Genomic DNA, 19,257 nt, shown 5'->3' with positions numbered 1-19,257 from the left:
TATAGAGAGATAAATATATGACAATGAAAGTTGGTTTTATTGGCCTCGGTATTATGGGTAAACCAATGAGTAAAAACCTCCTCAAGGCAGGTTACTCGTTGGTGGTTGCTGACCGTAACCCTGAAGCGATTGCGGAAGTCATTGCCGCAGGCGCAGAAACCGCTACCACGGCGAAAGCCATTGCTGAACAGTGCGATGTGATCATCACCATGCTGCCAAACTCGCCGCACGTGAAAGAGGTAGCGTTGGGTGAAGGCGGCATTATTGAAGGTGCTAAGCCGGGGACTGTGCTGATCGACATGAGCTCCATCGCACCGTTAGCAAGCCGTGAAATCAGCGAAGCGCTGAAAGCGAAAGGCGTAGATATGCTGGATGCGCCGGTCAGCGGTGGTGAACCGAAGGCGATTGATGGCACGCTGTCAGTGATGGTCGGCGGTGATAAAGCGATTTTTGATAAATATTACGATCTGCTGAAAGCGATGGCAGGTTCTGTGGTGCATACCGGTGACATCGGTGCGGGTAACGTAACCAAGCTGGCAAACCAGGTCATTGTCGCGCTGAACATCGCCGCTATGTCTGAAGCACTGACGCTGGCGACCAAAGCAGGCGTTAACCCGGATCTGGTATACCAGGCCATCCGTGGCGGTCTTGCCGGGAGTACCGTGCTGGATGCTAAAGCACCGATGGTAATGGACAGAAACTTTAAACCAGGCTTCCGTATTGATCTGCATATAAAAGATCTGGCGAATGCACTGGACACCTCCCATGGTGTGGGCGCCCAACTGCCGCTAACTGCTGCAGTCATGGAGATGATGCAGGCGCTACGTGCAGATGGGCTGGGCACTGCTGATCATAGTGCTCTTGCATGCTATTACGAAAAACTGGCGAAAGTGGAAGTCACTCGCTAACAAGAAGGGCGCCTTCTCGCGCCCTGTAATTCTTGCCTTGCGCGGCACTGTCAGGCTACATAACTATGAAAATCGTAATTGCCCCAGACTCTTATAAAGAAAGCCTCTCCGCCATTGAGGTCGCTCAGGCGATAGAAAAAGGATTTCGGGAAATCTTTCCCGATGCGCAATATGTTTCAGTTCCCGTTGCCGATGGTGGTGAAGGGACGGTTGAAGCCATGATTGCCGCCACCCATGGGACTAAACATTCAGCCCTGGTGACTGGCCCGCTGGGCGAAAAAGTGAATGCCTGCTGGGGCATGTCCGGGGATGGTAAAACTGCTTTTATCGAAATGGCGGCAGCCAGTGGGCTGGCTCTGGTTCCTCCTGAAAAACGCAATCCATTAGTGACTACATCGCGTGGCACTGGAGAATTGATTCTGCAAGCGCTGGAAAGCGGCGCGAAAAGCATCATTATTGGCATTGGCGGCAGTGCAACCAATGACGGTGGAGCGGGCATGGCGCAGGCTCTGGGGGCAAAACTGTGCGATGCCAATGGGACTGAAATTGGCTACGGCGGCGGTTGCCTGAATAGCCTGAACAGCATTGATATTTCAGGATTGGATCCGCGATTAAAAAACTGTTCTATCCGTGTTGCCTGTGATGTGACTAACCCTCTGACCGGTGACAAGGGCGCTTCCCGTATTTTTGGCCCTCAAAAAGGGGCAACCGAGGAACGTATTATTGAGCTGGACCGTAATCTTTCTCACTATGCCGATATCATTAAAAAATCGCTGCGAGTGGATGTGAAGAACGTTCCTGGTTCAGGGGCTGCGGGGGGGATGGGGGCGGCATTAACGGCATTTTTAGGTGCAGAGCTGCGCAGCGGTATTGAGATTGTTACCCAGGCCCTCAATCTGGAAGAACATATTCACGACTGTACTCTGGTGGTCACAGGAGAAGGCCGTATCGACAGCCAGAGTGTTCATGGAAAGGTACCGGTTGGTGTGGCCAGTGTGGCGAAGAAGTACCACAAACCAGTAATTGGTATTGCGGGCAGCCTGACGCGGGATGTAGGCGTCGTACATCAATATGGTATCGATGCGGTATTTAGTGTATTGACCAGCATAGGTACGCTGGAAGAGGCGTTTCGCGGAGCATTTGACAATATTTATCGGGCGTCACGAAACATCGCTGCTACGCTGGCGATAGGAATGCGTAGTGCGGGGTGACATTGGCCCGCAAACCCTCTATACTGCGCGCCGAAGCTGACCAGACAGTCGCCGCTTCGTCGTCGTCCTCTTCGGGGGAGACGGGCGGAGGGGAGGAAAGTCCGGGCTCCATAGGGCAGGGTGCCAGGTAACGCCTGGGGGGGAAACCCACGACCAGTGCAACAGAGAGCAAACCGCCGATGGCCCACGCAAGTGGGATCAGGTAAGGGTGAAAGGGTGCGGTAAGAGCGCACCGCGCGGCTGGTAACAGTCCGTGGCACGGTAAACTCCACCCGGAGCAAGGCCAAATAGGGGTTCATAAGGTACGGCCCGTACTGAACCCGGGTAGGCTGCTTGAGCCAGTGAGCGATTGCTGGCCTAGATGAATGACTGTCCACGACAGAACCCGGCTTATCGGTCAGCTTCAACTTTTAAGAAAACCCCGCCTCGGCGGGGTTTTTGCTTTTGCAGCATGGACAAGCCGTTTACGCCATTATCCTGCAGGTCGATTTACGGGCAGGCGTTGCAAACGCACTACATTAATTCTTTGCGAATCTATTTTTTATTTCTGCTTATTTCCGTATCGGGATTCCTCTATTAGAGAGAGATGTATCGAGGGAGATTTCTGATTTTGTGATGGCTAACACAAAACGCTACCTTTGGTAATTTTTGATAGAGAAAACGAACGCAATCGATCGCTATCACAAAATTAGTTGCTGATAAACTGCGCAAAAACCGTGTTAATATATTGTTGCGCATAATAATTGATTGTATGAATAAGTTTAAATATCAATAAATGCAATGTTTCTTTACAAACATATGGGGCAAAAAAATGTGACCCATAACATTATTTAACCACAATTATGATATAAATATAATTATATTTGATAAGTTACTCATTAAATTTAAGCGTAATTCAGCCCGATAAATACTCTGTAATTGCTTGAAATATAGCCTTTCACGATCTTTTGAAATATCTAAGAAACCTGGTGTGTTATTGCCATAAATTTTTGTTATCCCCCCATCTTTTTTTGATTAAAATCAGGTTAAAGTGAGATCGCGTTTTTGTATTGCATTGATTAATAAGTGATTAATAGATTTATAATAATCTTACAAAATGTAAGTGAAGGGGATTTGTGAGTGGTCGCACATATCCTTGTTCACTTAATTTGGTACACTCCCTGCCGTCAACAAAGTAATTAACGCAGGTCGATATGAATACTATTACTCTCCCTAAAACACAGCACTTAGTGGTCTTTCAGGAAGTCATTAGAAGTGGTTCTATCGGCTCAGCTGCAAAAGAATTAGGATTAACTCAACCTGCTGTCAGTAAAATCATTAATGATGTTGAGGCTTATTTTGGTATTGAGTTAGTGGTTCGTAAAAATACAGGCGTTACGTTGACTCAGGCTGGTCAGGTGATGCTCTCGTGGTCTGAATCCATTACCCGTGAAATGAAAAACATGGTGGATGAGATGAACAGCATGACGGGCAATGCAGTTGTTGATGTGTCGTTTGGCTTTCCTTCACTGATTGCCTTTACCATCATGTCCGGCATGATTAAGAAGTTTAAAGAGGTGTTCCCGAAAGCGCAGGTTTCCATGTATGAGGCTCAGCTATCCTCATTCTTACCGGCGGTTCGTGACGGGCGACTGGATTTCGCTATTGGTACACTGAGTGATGAGATGAAACTACACGATCTACATGTGGAGCCGCTCTTTGAGTCAGAGTTCGTTCTGGTAGCCAGTAACTCCCGAACATGCACCGGCATCACCACGCTGAAAGCGTTGAAAAACGAACAGTGGGTGTTGCCACAAACGAATATGGGGTACTACAGCGAACTTCTTACCACGTTACAAAAAAATGGCATCAGCAGTGAAAACATCGTTAAAACAGACTCCGTCGTCACGATTTATAATCTTGTTCTCAATGCTGATTTCTTAACAGTAATTCCCTGCGATATGACCACTCCATTTGGTTCAAACCAGTTTATTACTATTCCGGTAGAAGAATCCTTACCGGTTGCGCGTTATGCCGCCGTTTGGTCTAAAAATTATCGAATAAAAAAAGCAGCATCAATTTTGGTTGAATTAGCCAAAGAATATTCATCTTACAATTCTCATAGACGAAAGCAGTTAATTGAAATTGATTAATGATTGAATTTGTTTAATACGGAATTAACGCCATCTGTCTATATCAGACGTTGGTAACGGCTATCTATTTACTTTAATACCCAGGTAAGAGGTTCTAATGCACATTACATACGATCTCCCAGTTGCAATTGAAGATATCCTCGAAGCGAAAAAAAGACTGGCGGGGAAAATTTATAAAACGGGAATGCCTCGCTCTAACTATTTTAGTGAACGTTGCAAAGGGGAAATTTTCCTCAAGTTTGAAAATATGCAGCGTACTGGCTCATTTAAAATCCGTGGTGCTTTTAATAAGCTCAGTTCATTAACAGAGGCGGAAAGACTGAAAGGTGTGGTGGCTTGCTCCGCAGGTAACCATGCGCAAGGGGTGTCTCTCTCCTGCGCAATGCTCGGTATCGATGGCAAAGTAGTGATGCCAAAAGGTGCGCCGAAGTCTAAAGTGGCTGCAACCTGCGATTACTCAGCAGAAGTTGTGCTGCACGGCGACAACTTCAACGACACTATCGCGAAGGTAAGCGAGATTGTAGAGACTGAAGGCCGTATCTTTATTCCTCCTTATGATGATCCGAAAGTGATTGCCGGTCAGGGCACCATTGGCCTGGAAATTCTGGAAGATCTGTACGATGTCGATAACGTGATTGTACCAATTGGCGGCGGTGGTCTGATTGCTGGTATTGCTGTAGCAATTAAATCCATCAACCCGACAATTAAAATTATTGGCGTACAGTCTGAAAACGTTCACGGCATGGCGGCATCTTTCCACGCTGGAGAAATAACCACGCATCGAACGACCGGCACCCTGGCGGATGGTTGTGACGTTTCCCGCCCGGGTAATTTGACTTATGAAATCGTTCGTGAATTGGTAGATGACATTGTCCTCGTCAGCGAAGATGAAATTCGCAACAGTATGGTGGCATTAATTCAGCGAAATAAAGTTGTGACTGAAGGTGCCGGTGCTCTGGCATGTGCAGCATTATTAAGCGGGAAATTAGATAGCTATATCCAGAATAGAAAAACAGTCAGCATTATTTCTGGTGGTAATATCGATCTTTCTCGTGTATCCCAAATTACTGGTTTAGTTGACGCTTAATATTTTCGTTGAGGATAGGATATGAGTACTACTGATAGCATTGTATCCAGCCAGACAAAACAATCGTCCTGGCGCAAATCGGACACCACCTGGACACTGGGTTTATTTGGTACAGCCATCGGCGCCGGGGTGCTGTTCTTCCCTATCCGCGCAGGTTTTGGCGGGCTGATACCCATTCTGTTAATGCTGGTGTTAGCGTACCCCATCGCGTTCTATTGCCACCGTGCACTGGCACGCCTGTGTCTTTCCGGCTCTAATCCTTCCGGTAACATCACAGAAACGGTTGAAGAGCACTTTGGTAAAACAGGTGGCGTGGTTATCACGTTCCTCTACTTCTTTGCGATTTGCCCACTGTTGTGGATTTATGGCGTCACCATTACCAACACCTTTATGACCTTCTGGGAAAACCAGTTGCAGATGCCAGCGCTTAACCGTGGCTTCGTGGCACTGTTCCTGCTGCTGTTGATGGCATTCGTCATCTATTTTGGTAAAGATTTGATGGTTAAAGTGATGAGCTTCCTGGTATGGCCATTTATTGCCAGCCTGGTGCTTATCTCTCTGTCCCTGATCCCTTACTGGAACTCAGCGGTTATCGATCAGGTGGATCTCAGTAATATAGCGCTGACCGGGCATGACGGTATTCTGGTCACTGTATGGCTGGGTATTTCCATCATGGTGTTCTCCTTCAACTTCTCGCCGATTGTCTCTTCCTTCGTAGTTTCTAAACGTGAAGAGTATGAGAAAGATTTTGGTCGTGAATTTACCGAGCAGAAATGTTCAAAAATCATCTCCCGCGCCAGTATGTTGATGGTTGCGGTGGTGATGTTCTTCGCCTTCAGCTGCCTGTTTACCCTCTCTCCGGCTAATATGGCTGAAGCGAAAGCGCAGAACATTCCGGTACTTTCTTACCTGGCGAACCACTTTGCTTCACTATCCGGTACGAAATCGACTTTCGCAACCATTCTGGAATACGGTGCTTCTATTATCGCACTGGTTGCCATCTTCAAATCTTTCTTCGGCCACTATCTGGGCACGTTGGAAGGTCTGAACGGTCTGGTACTGAAGTTTGGTTACAAAGGCGATAAAACCAAAGTTTCAATGGGCAAGCTCAACACCATCAGCATGATCTTCATCATGGGTTCCACCTGGGTCGTGGCTTATGCCAACCCGAATATCCTGGACCTGATTGAAGCGATGGGCGCGCCAATTATCGCCTCACTGCTCTGCCTGCTGCCGATGTACGCCATCCGTAAAGCGCCGTCACTGGCAAAATACCGTGGCCGTCTGGATAACGTGTTTGTTACCGTGATTGGTTTGCTGACCATCCTGAACATTGTCTACAAACTGTTTTAATCCTTAAGCTCAGGATGAGCGGAGTAGTGAAATGAATGAGTTTCCGGTAGTACTGGTTATTAACTGCGGTTCATCTTCAATAAAATTCTCAGTGCTGGATGCAGCTAACTGTGATGTTTTAATGGCGGGAATTGCGGACGGTATTAATTCTGAAAATGCGTTCATAGCAATTAATGGAGGAGAGCCAGCTAAGCTGGCTCACCACAGCTACGAAGATGCATTAAAAGCAATTGCAGTTGAACTGGAGAAACGTAATTTAATGGACAGCGTGGCCTTAATTGGCCACCGCATTGCCCACGGCGGAAGTATCTTTACGCAGTCAGCAATAATTACTGATGAAGTTATCGATAATATTCGCCAGGTATCACCTTTAGCACCGTTACATAATTATGCGAACCTGAGCGGGATTGAATCCGCGCAACATCTTTTCCCGGGAGTGCAGCAGGTTGCTGTATTTGATACCAGCTTCCACCAGACGATGGCACCTGAAGCCTATCTGTACGGTTTACCGTGGAAATACTTTGAGGAGTTGGGGGTTCGTCGTTATGGTTTTCATGGCACCTCGCACCGCTATGTTTCTCAGCGCGCACATGAGCTTCTCGGCCTCCAGAATGATGATTCTGGTTTAGTGATCGCTCACCTGGGTAATGGCGCTTCCATCTGTGCGGTCCGGAATGGGCAAAGCGTTGATACCTCAATGGGTATGACGCCGCTGGAAGGTCTGATGATGGGGACGCGCAGCGGTGATGTGGATTTTGGTGCGATGGCATGGATTGCGAGTGAAACCAACCAGACACTGAGCGACCTTGAGCGCGTGGTCAATAAAGAGTCTGGCTTACTGGGTATTTCCGGTTTGTCTTCTGACTTACGTACGCTGGAGAAAGCCTGGCACGAAGGACACGAGCGTGCGCAGTTGGCAATTAAGACGTTTGTACATCGTATTGCACGTCATATCGCCGGGCATGCCGCATCGCTTCATCGTCTTGATGGGATTATTTTCACCGGTGGAATTGGTGAAAACTCGGTCTTAATTCGCCGTATGGTAATTGAACATCTGGCCGTATTCGGAGTGAATATCGACAGCGATATGAATAGCCTGCCTAATTCCCACGGTGAGCGAATTATTTCAGGTAAAGATGCCCGAGCTATTTGCGCTGTTATTCCAACGAATGAAGAGAAAATGATTGCACTCGATGCCATTAATTTAGGCAAAGTTAACGCACCAGTGGAATTTGCATAATTAATTTTCAGTAGAGAGATTATTTTTCATGAAGGTAAATATCGATACCAGCGATATGCTGTATGCCGAAGCATGGCTTGGCTTTAAAGGTACGGACTGGAAAGAAGAAATTAATGTCCGTGATTTTATTCAGCATAACTATACGCCTTATGAAGGGGATGAATCTTTCCTCGCCGAAGCGACGCCAGCGACCACAGCATTGTGGGAAAAAGTGATGGCGGGCATCCGTATTGAAAACTCGACGCATGCGCCGGTTGATTTCGATACCAACATTGCAACAACGATTACCGCACACGATGCGGGTTATATCGAACAAGAACTGGAAAAGATCGTTGGTCTGCAAACGGATAAGCCGCTCAAGCGTGCCCTGCATCCGTTTGGCGGCATTAACATGATCAAAAGCTCTTTTGATGCCTATGGTCGTGAGATGGACGCGGATTTTGAATACCAGTTTACTGAGCTGCGAAAAACCCATAACCAGGGTGTATTCGACGCTTACTCCCCGGATATGCTGCGCTGCCGTAAGTCTGGTGTATTAACCGGTCTGCCGGACGGTTATGGTCGTGGCCGCATCATCGGTGACTATCGTCGCGTCGCACTGTACGGGATCCGCTATCTGGTGCGTGAACGTGAATTGCAATTTGCCGATCTCCAGTCGAATCTGGAGTGGGGGCAGAATCTGGAAGCTACGATTCGCCTGCGTGAAGAGCTGTCTGAACATCGTCGTGCACTGCTGCAAATGCAGGAAATGGCGGCGAAATACGGTTGCGATATTTCCCGTCCGGCGCGTAATGCTCAGGAAGCTGTGCAGTGGGTCTACTTTGCTTATCTGGCAGCGGTGAAATCTCAGAACGGCGGCGCAATGTCTTTGGGCCGTACCGCATCGTTCCTCGATATTTATATTGAGCGCGACTTCAAAGCCGGGATCTTAACCGAGCAGCAGGCTCAGGAACTGATCGACCACTTCATTATGAAGATCCGCATGGTGCGTTTCCTGCGTACACCGGAATTCGACACCCTGTTCTCGGGCGATCCTATCTGGGCAACGGAAGTCATTGGTGGTATGGGGCTGGATGGTCGTACGCTGGTCACGAAAAACTCCTTCCGCTACCTGCATACACTGCACACTATGGGGCCAGCACCTGAGCCGAACCTGACGGTACTGTGGTCTGAAGCTCTGCCGATTGCGTTCAAAAAATATGCTGCACAGGTCTCTATCGTCACTTCATCTTTACAGTATGAAAACGACGATCTGATGCGTGCTGACTTTGACAGCGATGACTATGCCATCGCCTGCTGTGTCAGCCCGATGGTTATCGGCAAGCAAATGCAGTTCTTTGGTGCACGTGCCAACCTCGCCAAAACGCTGCTGTACGCAATCAACGGCGGTGTGGATGAGAAGCTGAAAATCCAGGTGGGTCCGAAAACGGCTCCGCTGATGGATGATGTGCTGGATTACGACACGGTGATGGAGAGCCTGGACCACTTTATGGACTGGCTGGCAGTGCAGTACATCAGTGCGCTGAACATCATTCACTATATGCACGACAAGTACAGCTACGAAGCCTCACTGATGGCGCTGCACGATCGTGATGTCTATCGCACGATGGCATGTGGCATGGCGGGTCTTTCCGTCGCGGCGGACTCCCTGTCGGCTATCAAATATGCGCGAGTGAAACCGATCCGTGATGAGAGCGGTCTGGCAGTCGATTTCGAAATTGAAGGCGACTATCCGCAGTACGGTAACAATGATGAGCGCGTAGACAGTATTGCCTGCGATTTGGTTGAACGCTTTATGAAGAAAATTAAAGTGTTACCGACCTATCGTAACGCGGTACCGACGCAGTCTATTCTGACCATCACCTCCAACGTGGTGTACGGACAGAAAACCGGCAACACGCCGGACGGACGTCGCGCAGGTACTCCGTTTGCACCAGGGGCAAACCCGATGCACGGTCGCGATCGCAAAGGTGCCGTTGCGTCGTTAACCTCAGTTGCCAAACTGCCATTTACCTATGCCAAAGATGGTATCTCGTACACCTTCTCCATTGTGCCGGCGGCGCTGGGCAAAGAGGATAGCGTACGTAAAACCAACCTGGTCGGTCTGTTGGACGGTTACTTCCATCATGAAGCGCATGTCGAAGGCGGGCAGCACCTGAACGTTAACGTCATGAACCGCGAAATGCTGATGGATGCGATTGAGCACCCGGAAAACTATCCGAACCTGACGATCCGCGTGTCTGGCTATGCGGTGCGCTTTAATGCGCTTACCCGTGAGCAGCAGCAGGATGTTATTTCACGTACTTTCACCCAGGCGCTTTAACGCCGGAGGGGCTATGAGAAAAATTATTGCAACTGAATGTGCGCCAGGGGCCATTGGGCCTTACGTGCAGGGTGTGGATCTGGGCAGCATGGTGCTGACCTCAGGTCAGATCCCGGTGTGTCCACAAACGGGTGAAGTGGCAGAAAACGTGGCCGATCAGGCGCGTCAGAGCCTGGAAAACGTTAAAGCGATCGTGGAGTCTGCGGGTTTGAAAGTGGGCGATATCGTGAAGACCACCGTATTTGTTGCTGATCTGAATGACTTCGCCACGATTAACCAGGTGTATCAGCAGTTCTTTGATGAGCATAAAGCAATTTACCCAACGCGCAGTTGCGTGCAGGTTGCTCGCTTGCCGAAGGATGTGAAGCTGGAGATTGAAGCCATCGCCGTACGTGGCGACACGTTGTAATCCCCCCCGCGGGGCGATCGTCAGGATCGCCCCAATCCTGTAATGAGTGTGAAACCTGGTCTTCACTGAACGGCAATCCGAGGGTGTGGATATGATTAGCGCATTCGATATTTTTAAGATTGGCATTGGACCTTCCAGCTCCCATACCGTGGGACCAATGAATGCAGGTAAACGTTTTATCGACCAACTGGTCAGTACCGGAGAATTACCTCAGACCACGCGCATTGTCGTCGATCTTTATGGTTCGCTTTCCCTGACCGGAAAAGGCCATGCGACCGATGTCGCCATCATGATGGGGCTGGCAGGTAACAGCCCGCAGAGCGTGAATATTGACGCAATTGCTGGTTTTATTCAGGAAGTGACCCGCTCCGGACGTTTGCCGGTTGCCGGGGGTACACATGTGGTCGATTTCCCTCCAGAGAGCAACATTCTTTTCCATACAGAAACGCTACCACGTCATGAAAATGGAATGCGGATCATTGCATGGAATGGCGAAGAGAAGTTGTTAAGTAAAACCTATTACTCCGTTGGCGGTGGTTTTATTGTTGAAGAGGAACATTTTGGCCTGGCGCACGATACCGAGGCGCATGTGCCGTACAACTTCCATTCCGCCAGCGAATTGCTGAAGCTGTGCGAGAGAAACGGGCTTTCTGTTTCCGGCCTGATGATGCAAAACGAACTGGCGATGCGCAGTAAAGAAGAGATTGATGCGGGCTTCGCTCAAATCTGGGACGTCATGCATGCCGGTATAGAGCGTGGCATGAACACTGAAGGCGTCCTGCCTGGTCCTCTTAACGTTCCACGTCGCGCTGTGGCGTTACGCCGTTTGCTGGTTTCCAGCGATAACCTGTCCAGCGATCCGATGAACGTCATCGACTGGATCAACATGTTCGCTCTGGCGGTGAGCGAAGAAAATGCGGCCGGGTGTCGGGTCGTTACCGCACCGACGAACGGCGCATGTGGGATTATCCCCGCGGTGCTGGCCTATTACGACAAGTTCCGTCGCCCGGTGAATGCGAATTCAATTGCTCGTTATTTACTGGCCGCAGGGGCGATAGGTGCGCTTTATAAGATGAATGCGTCTATTTCTGGTGCTGAAGTGGGCTGCCAGGGAGAGATTGGTGTGGCGTGTTCAATGGCAGCAGCCGGGCTGACTGAATTGCTTGGCGGCAGCCCATCACAGGTCTGTATTGCCGCTGAAATCGCGATGGAACATAACCTCGGGCTCACCTGTGATCCGGTGGCGGGGCAGGTACAAATTCCATGTATTGAACGTAACGCGATCAACGCTGTAAAAGCCGTAAACGCCGCGCGTATGGCGCTGCGTCGCACGTCTGAGCCACGTGTATCACTCGATAAAGTTATCGAGACGATGTACGAAACCGGTAAAGACATGAACGATAAATACCGTGAAACTTCTCGTGGCGGTCTGGCGATCAAAGTGGTTTGTACCTGAGGTGATAGCTGTGCCTGATGCTACGTTCATCAGGCCTGCGGTTTACGCGCGCTTGTGACTTTTGTCGATCAGATAAGGCGCAAGCGCCGCCATCCGACGGTGAATTAATCAAAATGGCATGATAAAAAAGGTGCACTTAGGTGCACCTTTTTTGTTGTGATCTGCTTCAAAAATAGAAGCTAAATTCTTAATTCTTCTATAAAAGAGAAAATATTTCTTAACTTTTAGAAATTACAGGGGCTTGTTTGTGAAGTTTTTCTCTGACCCTGCGCGTATGATTTCTTCATTCTAATAGCTCGCCTGCACCTTATGTATTGCGTATCGCCTTGAGGAAGTACGACAAAAATAAAAAACCTCTACCTACACATTGAGCGAGGAATTATGGAAACGGCAACGAATGACAGCGTAATACTCGATGCACCCGCTCCGGCGCGTCGGGCTGGCATGACCGAAAGCGAATGGCGGGAAGCCATTAAGTTCGACAGTACGGATACTGGCTGGGTCATTATGAGTATTGGAATGGCGATTGGTGCGGGGATTGTTTTTCTTCCCGTTCAGGTGGGCCTGATGGGGTTATGGGTTTTCCTGTTATCCTCTGTTATCGGCTACCCCGCCATGTATTTGTTCCAGCGTTTGTTTATCAATACGCTGGCTGAGTCTCCTGAGTGTAAAGATTACCCGAGCGTCATTAGCGGCTATTTAGGCAAAAACTGGGGCATCCTGTTAGGTGCTCTGTATTTTGTGATGCTGGTTATCTGGATGTTCGTTTATTCCACCGCCATTACTAACGATAGCGCCTCATATCTGCACACGTTTGGCGTTACAGAAGGTCTGCTGTCTGACAGCCCGTTCTATGGTCTGGTGCTGATTTGCATTCTTGTTGCCATCTCGTCACGCGGCGAAAAAATGTTGTTTAAAATCTCCACCGGTATGGTGTTAACCAAACTGCTGGTGGTGGCGGCGTTGGGCGTTTCGATGGTCGGGATGTGGCATCTTCACAACATTGGCGCGCTGCCGCCGATGGCGCTGTTGATTAAAAACGCGATTATCACACTGCCATTCACCTTGACCTCAATTCTGTTTATTCAAACCTTAAGCCCGATGGTTATTTCGTACCGTTCTCGTGAAAAATCCATTGAGGTCGCACGTCATAAAGCCCTTCGCGCTATGAATATCGCGTTCGGTATTTTGTTTGTCACCGTCTTTTTCTACGCAGTTTCTTTCACTTTAGCAATGGGTCACGACGAAGCAGTTAAAGCGTATGAGCAGAATATTTCCGCTCTGGCGATTGCCGCGCAGTTTATCAGCGGGGATGGCGCTGGTTGGGTGAAAATCGTCAGCGTAATTCTGAATATCTTCGCCGTTATGACCGCTTTCTTTGGGGTTTACTTAGGCTTCCGTGAAGCGACCCAGGGGATCGTGATGAACGTACTGCGCCGCAAAATGCCGGCCGAAAAGATCAATGAAACACTCGTTCAGCGCGGCATCATGGTATTCGCCATCTTACTGGCCTGGAGTGCGATTGTGCTCAATGCGCCGGTACTGAGCTTCACTTCTATTTGTAGCCCAATCTTCGGCATGGTGGGTTGTTTGATTCCGGCCTGGCTGGTCTACAAGGTTCCTGCACTACACAAATATAAAGGCGCATCTCTGTATCTGATTATTATCACAGGTCTGCTGTTGTGCGTTTCTCCGTTCCTGGCATTTTCTTGAGTTATCTGAGCAAAGGTCGTTGTTATGTTTGAGACTACATTGAATCCAATATGGGATAGTTTTATCCGCGCGGTGCAGGAAGAGGTTAAACCTGCACTGGGTTGCACCGAACCTATCTCTCTGGCTCTGGCCGCAGCGGTGGCATCCTCTGAACTGAGCGGCGCGGTTGAACGCATTGATGCCTGGGTATCACCGAACCTGATGAAAAACGGTATGGGCGTCACCGTGCCGGGTACCGGAATGGTAGGTCTGCCCGTCGCGGCTGCACTGGGTGCGCTGGGGGGAAATGCTCGCGCAGGTTTAGAAGTGCTGAAAGATGCATCCGCTGAAGCCATTACGGATGCAAAAGCCATGCTGGAGGCCGGGAAGGTTGCGGTGATGCTGCAGCAACCTTGCGAGGATATTCTCTTTTCGCGCGCTAAGGTTTATAGCAGTGAAGGGTGGGCGTGCGTCACCATTGTAGGCGGTCACACTAACATTGTGCACATTGAGACTAACAACGGCGTGGTGTTTACCAAAGAAGAGTTGGCGCAGGACGACGAGCAGATATCACCGCTGGCAGTGTTATCCCATACTTCGCTGGAAGAGATTTTAGCGTTTGTGAATGCGGTACCGTTTGAGTCGATTCGCTTTATTCTGGATGCGGCAAAATTGAACGGTGCACTGTCCCAGGAAGGATTACGCGGAACCTGGGGATTGCATATCGGTGCCACACTTGAGAAGCAGTGTGCTCGTGGTTTGCTGGCAAACGACCTTTCAACCGCCATTCTGATCCGTACCAGTGCGGCATCGGATGCGCGTATGGGGGGGGCGACACTGCCTGCGATGAGCAATTCAGGATCCGGTAATCAGGGCATTACCGCCACGGTACCGGTAATGGTGGTTGCTGAACACTTTGGTGCCGATGATGAAAAACTGGCGCGGGCGTTGATGCTGTCACACCTGAGCGCGATTTACATTCATCATCAGCTTCCACGCTTGTCGGCTTTGTGCGCGGCGACCACTGCGGCGATGGGCGCGGCGGCAGGTATGGCATGGCTGGTAGACGGTCGTTACAACACTATCGCGATGGCTATCAGTAGCATGATTGGCGATGTAAGCGGGATGATTTGCGATGGCGCTTCAAACAGCTGCGCGATGAAGGTCTCTACCAGTGCGTCTGCGGCGTGGAAGGCGGTACTCATGGCCCTGGATGATACAGCCGTGACCGGTAACGAAGGGATTGTGGCGCATAACGTGGAGCAATCTATTTCGAATCTGTGTGCGCTGGCATGTCGTTCGATGCAGGAAACCGACAAGCAGATCATAGAGATTATGGCCAGTAAAGCGCATTAACTACCCGGCCGGATAAGGTGCCCTAGCGTCGGTATCCGGCAAGGTGATCCTGTATCAGATGCCGCCTTATCAGGCGGCATCTTCCTCTTCCAGCCGGATCTCGGCATCGGCAACAATCGCTTCCAGTTCAGTCAGCATTTCTTCGTAGCCGAAAGTGACCGTTTCCTGTGGTTTGGGCTCTACTTTCGTTTGCCGTTTTTTTGACGATTTTTTGCTCATAGCCGCACTCCCTTGTTTTCCCTGACTATACGGGCAAATCTATCAGCAAAGCGCGTAATGGCGTATCGGCAACCAACGTTATGTTAGCTTCGTCACGAATAAATGCGCCATCGCCACAGGTCAGTGCTTCTTTCTCCGCTCCAGACGTTAACGCATGGAAAGTACCGTGGATTGACTGCAAATAGGCCCGTGGTCCATGTAACTGAAAACTTAGTGATTCACCTTTTTGCAGTTCAACATGGTGTACCCATACCTGCTGGCGAAGATGCAGGCTGCCTTGCTCACCGTCCGGGGATGCAATTAACTGATGTTTACCTGCGCTCAGCGTAGTTTTCTGTACACAAGCATTTTCCCGCTGTGGGCAGGCATCCAGCCACAGCTGCATTCTGGTTAATGGCTTATCTTTGCTGAGATTGTGCTCGCTGTAGCTTATTCCTGGCTGCGTGGCGAGCAGTAAGACTTCACCGGCTTTAGCCTGAATATGGTTGCCTTCGCTGTCGCGATATTCAGCTTCCCCTTCGAGGATCAGGTTTACGATATCAACTTTCGGATAGGTACGTGGCTGGAAAGAGGCTCCCGGTGCCAGAACTTCCTGGTTCAGAACACGCAGTGAGGCATAACCCAGCAGTTTAGGATCAAAATAGTGTCCAAAGGAGAAGGTATAACGGGCCTGCAGCCAGCCGTAGTCTGCTTGTCCGCACTGTTTGGCTGTTCGGGTAGTAATCATAGTTCTTGACCTCTCTTTACTTCCTTTTATGTTAAATGGCTAGACGCTGCATTGTTAGCCAGATATTCTGCCCGGTATGTTCAAATTTCCTGAATGAGAACGAAATGGCCAAAGAAAGGGCTTTAACGCTTGAAGCGCTACGCGTTATGGATGCAATTGACAGACGTGGCAGCTTTGCCGCTGCGGCAGACGAACTGGGGCGTGTACCTTCCGCACTCAGCTACACGATGCAAAAACTGGAAGAAGAGCTGGACGTCGTATTGTTTGACCGTTCAGGTCATCGTACAAAATTCACCAATGTGGGGCGGATGTTGCTTGAGCGTGGGCGCGTGCTGCTGGAAGCGGCAGATAAGCTCACCACCGATGCTGAAGCGCTGGCTCGCGGCTGGGAAACGCATCTGACGATTGTCACCGAAGCGCTGGTGCCAACGGCCGCATTTTTCCCACTCATCGACCGGCTCGCTGTGAAGGCGAATACTCAGCTTTCCGTTATTACCGAAGTATTGGCAGGGGCATGGGAGCGTCTGGAACAAGGGCGAGCAGATATTGTGATTGCCCCGGATATGCATTTTCGCTCATCGTCAGAAATTAATTCCCGCAAACTGTACTCGCTGATGAACGTCTATGTAGCTGCACCGGATCATCCTATCCATCAGGAGCCAGAGCCGTTGTCAGAGGTCACTCGTGTGAAATACCGTGGTATTGCGGTCGCAGATACCGCCCGAGAGCGCCCGGTGTTAACCGTTCAGCTTCTGGATAAACAACCCCGCCTGACGGTGAGTTCGATAGAAGATAAGCGCCAGGCGTTGTTGGCCGGGCTGGGGGTGGCGACCATGCCGTATCCGCTGGTGGAAGAGGATATCGCGGCAGGCAGACTGCGGGTTGTTAGCCCGGAATCCACGAATGAAATTGATATCATCATGGCGTGGCGACGGGACAGTATGGGTGAGGCGAAATCCTGGTGTTTACGGGAAATTCCGAAGCTGTTTGCCGGAAAGTAGCGCAAGCACCGTTACAGGCCTGCAAATATAGCCATTTGTAGGCCTGATAAGCGTTACGCTATCAGGCATCCACATATACCGCGTCAGGACTGGTTTTTTGGGTCCGACCCGAAGCGGTTACTACCCGGCGTACCGTTTTGACAGTTGAAAATGACGATTATCAACCAGCCAATGATAGGGATCAGCAGCACTAACAGCCACCATGCTGAGCGATCGGTATCATGCAGACGGCGGAACTGCACTGCCCACCACGGTATAAATACCAGAACCCCATAAATTGTCGTTAATATGCCTTCTCCCCCGGCGCGTTGCCAACCAAACATTCTGTCCAGAATGCCCAGTACGAACGTAAAGATGATGTTGACCAGAACAAACATCCAGTACTCTTTGCGGCGTGCACGGCCGCTAAAGCCAAAGTAGTTCTTTAATACGTTTAAATACCAATCCATTTTTGCCTCGTTCTGCATTCAATTACTTGTTTTTAAAGCAATCAAAATAAGAATAGCTGTGATTGGTTCGTGGGTAAATATTTACGATGTTAATTAATAAGGCACCCTGAAGGGTGCCTGTGTAAATTATGCGAAACGGCTATCACGTCCGTGTGGCTCGTTGAGGTCCTGCCATGGCCCAATGGAAATAATACCGGTCGGGTTGATGGTTTTGTGGCTACGGAAATAGTGATTACGGATATGGTCAAAGTTAACGGTGTCCGCAATGCCCGGCATCTGGTAGATATCGCGCAGGAAACCGTAAAGATTCAGATAGTCACTAATACGGTGTTTGTCGCACTTAAAGTGGGTGACATAGACCGGATCAAAGCGCACCAGCGTGGTCCACAGGCGAATATCAGCTTCTGTTAACTGGTCACCGATCAGGTAGCGATGCTGACCGAGAATTTGCTCCAGCCGTGCCAGGGATTCAAACACTTTTTCCACTGCGTCGTCATACGCCTGCTGGCTGGTGGCAAAACCGGCTTTATAGACACCGTTATTAACGCTGTCATAGATCCAGCTATTCAGCTCGTCAATTTTACTTTGCAGGGCTGGTGGGTAGTAATCACCGGCTTTTGCGCCCAGCGCATCAAAGGCGGTGTTAAACATACGGATAATTTCTGCCGATTCATTACTGACAATGGTGTGATTTTTTTTATCCCACAGTACCGGAACGGTAACCCTGCCGCTGTAATGCGGATCGGCGTGTAAATACAGCTGATAGAGAAACTCGTGCTGGTAAAGCGTATCGCCTGTCGCTGCCGGGAAATCGTCATCAAACGTCCAGCCGTTTTCCAGCATCAGCGGATTTACAACAGAAACGGAAATAAACGGCTCCAGCCCTTTGAGCTTGCGTAGAATTAGCGTGCGGTGCGCCCACGGGCAGGCAAGAGAAACGTACAGGTGATATCTGTCTTTTTCGGCGGCAAACCCACCTTCGCCAGTTGGACCCGGCGAGCCATCAGCGGTGAGCCAGTTACGGAAGGCCGATGCAGAACGTTGAAATTTTCCTCCGGTAGATTTGGTGTCATACCAGGTGTCATGCCAGACGCCATCAATCAGTTGTCCCATTATCTCTCTCCCGGATAGCAAAACGAGGAGCTAATCCCCTCGTCTTTTTTCTTTGAGTATATACCCTAAATAATTCGAGTTGCAGGAAGGCGGCAAGGGAAGAAATCCCCAGGAACATTAATAACTATGTGATTGGGGTTTCTGAGTGTAGCCAACACACCGGCAATTTATAGCTTGCTTACCACTTTTTATTCAGTAAGCGGTCGATGCTGAATGCGCCCGGACCGGTGATAGCCAGCAGCAGGAAACCGCCTGCAATGGTCAGGTTTTTCATGAACATCAGCGAGTTCATGCCTTCCGCAAAGTTGCTATGGAAGATGAACGCGGTCAGCAATGTGAAGCCTGCAGTGAACAGCGCGGTAGTACGAGTCAGGAAGCCAAACAGAATGGCCAGACCGCCGCCGAACTCAAGCAGGATTACCAGTGGCAACATAAAACCAGGGACGCCCATGGCTTCCATGTACTGTTGGGTACCCGCATATCCGGTGATTTTTCCCCAACCTGCAGAAATAAACAGGATTGGCATCAGAATGCGCGCTACCAGTACACCAACATCTTCTAATTTTTTCATCGTACTCTCC

General features: G+C 49.6%; 17 protein-coding genes and 1 other RNA gene. 13 read left to right on the top strand and 5 right to left on the bottom strand.

Annotated features, from left to right (window positions below; all coding sequences use genetic code 11):
- The first annotated feature begins 17 nt into the window (after positions 1-17).
- From garR to AACS05_RS20665, 12 genes are all read left to right on the top strand, one after another.
- The gene (garR, locus tag AACS05_RS20720; protein ID WP_045447929.1) at positions 18-908 is read left to right on the top strand and encodes a 2-hydroxy-3-oxopropionate reductase; all 891 of its coding nucleotides are present in this window, start codon (positions 18-20) and stop codon (positions 906-908) included.
- A gap of 65 nt (positions 909-973) precedes the next feature.
- Positions 974-2,119, top strand: coding sequence for a glycerate 2-kinase (gene garK / locus AACS05_RS20715; RefSeq protein ID WP_045447926.1), 1,146 nt, complete (start codon positions 974-976; stop codon positions 2,117-2,119).
- Positions 2,120-2,151: 32 nt separating this feature from the next.
- An RNA gene (gene rnpB, locus AACS05_RS20710) (RNase P RNA component class A) lies at positions 2,152-2,528 on the top strand.
- Positions 2,529-3,312: 784 nt separating this feature from the next.
- Positions 3,313-4,251 carry a transcriptional regulator TdcA gene (gene tdcA, locus AACS05_RS20705; RefSeq protein ID WP_045447923.1) on the top strand — a complete coding sequence of 313 codons (939 nt, stop codon included), beginning with the start codon at positions 3,313-3,315 and terminating at the stop codon, positions 4,249-4,251.
- A 97-nt stretch (positions 4,252-4,348) separates the two neighbouring features.
- The gene (tdcB, locus tag AACS05_RS20700; RefSeq protein WP_045447921.1) at positions 4,349-5,338 is read left to right on the top strand and encodes a bifunctional threonine ammonia-lyase/L-serine ammonia-lyase TdcB; all 990 of its coding nucleotides are present in this window, start codon (positions 4,349-4,351) and stop codon (positions 5,336-5,338) included.
- A 21-nt stretch (positions 5,339-5,359) separates the two neighbouring features.
- Positions 5,360-6,691 carry a threonine/serine transporter TdcC gene (gene tdcC, locus AACS05_RS20695; RefSeq protein WP_045447919.1) on the top strand — a complete coding sequence of 444 codons (1,332 nt, stop codon included), beginning with the start codon at positions 5,360-5,362 and terminating at the stop codon, positions 6,689-6,691.
- A gap of 31 nt (positions 6,692-6,722) precedes the next feature.
- Positions 6,723-7,931 carry a propionate kinase gene (tdcD, locus tag AACS05_RS20690; RefSeq protein WP_045447917.1) on the top strand — a complete coding sequence of 403 codons (1,209 nt, stop codon included), beginning with the start codon at positions 6,723-6,725 and terminating at the stop codon, positions 7,929-7,931.
- Positions 7,932-7,959: 28 nt separating this feature from the next.
- Positions 7,960-10,254, top strand: a complete 2,295-nt coding sequence (gene pflB / locus AACS05_RS20685; protein WP_045447914.1) for a formate C-acetyltransferase — start codon at positions 7,960-7,962, stop codon at positions 10,252-10,254.
- Positions 10,255-10,267: 13 nt separating this feature from the next.
- Positions 10,268-10,663, top strand: a complete 396-nt coding sequence (locus AACS05_RS20680) for an enamine/imine deaminase (RefSeq protein WP_045447911.1) — start codon at positions 10,268-10,270, stop codon at positions 10,661-10,663.
- Between the two features lie 91 nt (positions 10,664-10,754).
- Positions 10,755-12,119, top strand: a complete 1,365-nt coding sequence (tdcG, locus tag AACS05_RS20675) for an L-serine ammonia-lyase (protein ID WP_045447908.1) — start codon at positions 10,755-10,757, stop codon at positions 12,117-12,119.
- Positions 12,120-12,500: 381 nt separating this feature from the next.
- A complete protein-coding gene (locus tag AACS05_RS20670; protein WP_045447905.1) occupies positions 12,501-13,832 on the top strand; it encodes an amino acid permease in 1,332 nt (443 codons plus the stop codon).
- Positions 13,833-13,856: 24 nt separating this feature from the next.
- Positions 13,857-15,167: an L-cysteine desulfidase family protein gene (locus tag AACS05_RS20665; protein ID WP_045447902.1), complete on the top strand. Its 1,311-nt coding sequence runs from the start codon at positions 13,857-13,859 to the stop codon at positions 15,165-15,167.
- Positions 15,168-15,236: 69 nt separating this feature from the next.
- On the opposite strand, the gene AACS05_RS20660 is transcribed toward AACS05_RS20665, so the two are convergent.
- Together AACS05_RS20660 and AACS05_RS20655 are read right to left on the bottom strand one after the other, a co-directional pair.
- The gene (locus AACS05_RS20660) at positions 15,237-15,386 is read right to left on the bottom strand and encodes a hypothetical protein (protein ID WP_136345234.1); all 150 of its coding nucleotides are present in this window, start codon (positions 15,384-15,386) and stop codon (positions 15,237-15,239) included.
- 25 nt (positions 15,387-15,411) lie between these two features.
- Positions 15,412-16,113: a pirin family protein gene (locus AACS05_RS20655; RefSeq protein ID WP_045447899.1), complete on the bottom strand. Its 702-nt coding sequence runs from the start codon at positions 16,111-16,113 to the stop codon at positions 15,412-15,414.
- A 104-nt stretch (positions 16,114-16,217) separates the two neighbouring features.
- Between AACS05_RS20655 and yhaJ the strand changes: the two genes are divergently transcribed.
- Entirely contained in the window at positions 16,218-17,114 is an 897-nt protein-coding gene (yhaJ, locus tag AACS05_RS20650) for a DNA-binding transcriptional regulator YhaJ (protein WP_045447896.1), read from the top strand.
- An 83-nt stretch (positions 17,115-17,197) separates the two neighbouring features.
- Here the strand turns inward: yhaJ and AACS05_RS20645 are convergent, their stop codons facing one another.
- The 3 genes from AACS05_RS20645 to AACS05_RS20635 all read right to left on the bottom strand — a co-directional run bounded on the left by AACS05_RS20645 (position 17,198) and on the right by AACS05_RS20635 (position 19,247).
- The gene (locus AACS05_RS20645; RefSeq protein ID WP_045449799.1) at positions 17,198-17,563 is read right to left on the bottom strand and encodes a DUF805 domain-containing protein; all 366 of its coding nucleotides are present in this window, start codon (positions 17,561-17,563) and stop codon (positions 17,198-17,200) included.
- 126 nt (positions 17,564-17,689) lie between these two features.
- Complete coding sequence (gene yqjG, locus AACS05_RS20640; protein WP_045447893.1) at positions 17,690-18,676, bottom strand: glutathionyl-hydroquinone reductase YqjG; 987 nt, start codon at positions 18,674-18,676, stop codon at positions 17,690-17,692.
- A 178-nt stretch (positions 18,677-18,854) separates the two neighbouring features.
- A complete protein-coding gene (locus AACS05_RS20635; protein WP_045447890.1) occupies positions 18,855-19,247 on the bottom strand; it encodes a DoxX family protein in 393 nt (130 codons plus the stop codon).
- Positions 19,248-19,257 lie beyond the last annotated feature (10 nt).

It is taken from the genome of Citrobacter sp. S-77 (genome assembly GCF_963864895.1).
Lineage (GTDB): Bacteria > Pseudomonadota > Gammaproteobacteria > Enterobacterales > Enterobacteriaceae > Citrobacter > Citrobacter murliniae.
This window is presented reverse-complemented; position numbering and strand designations above follow the sequence as displayed.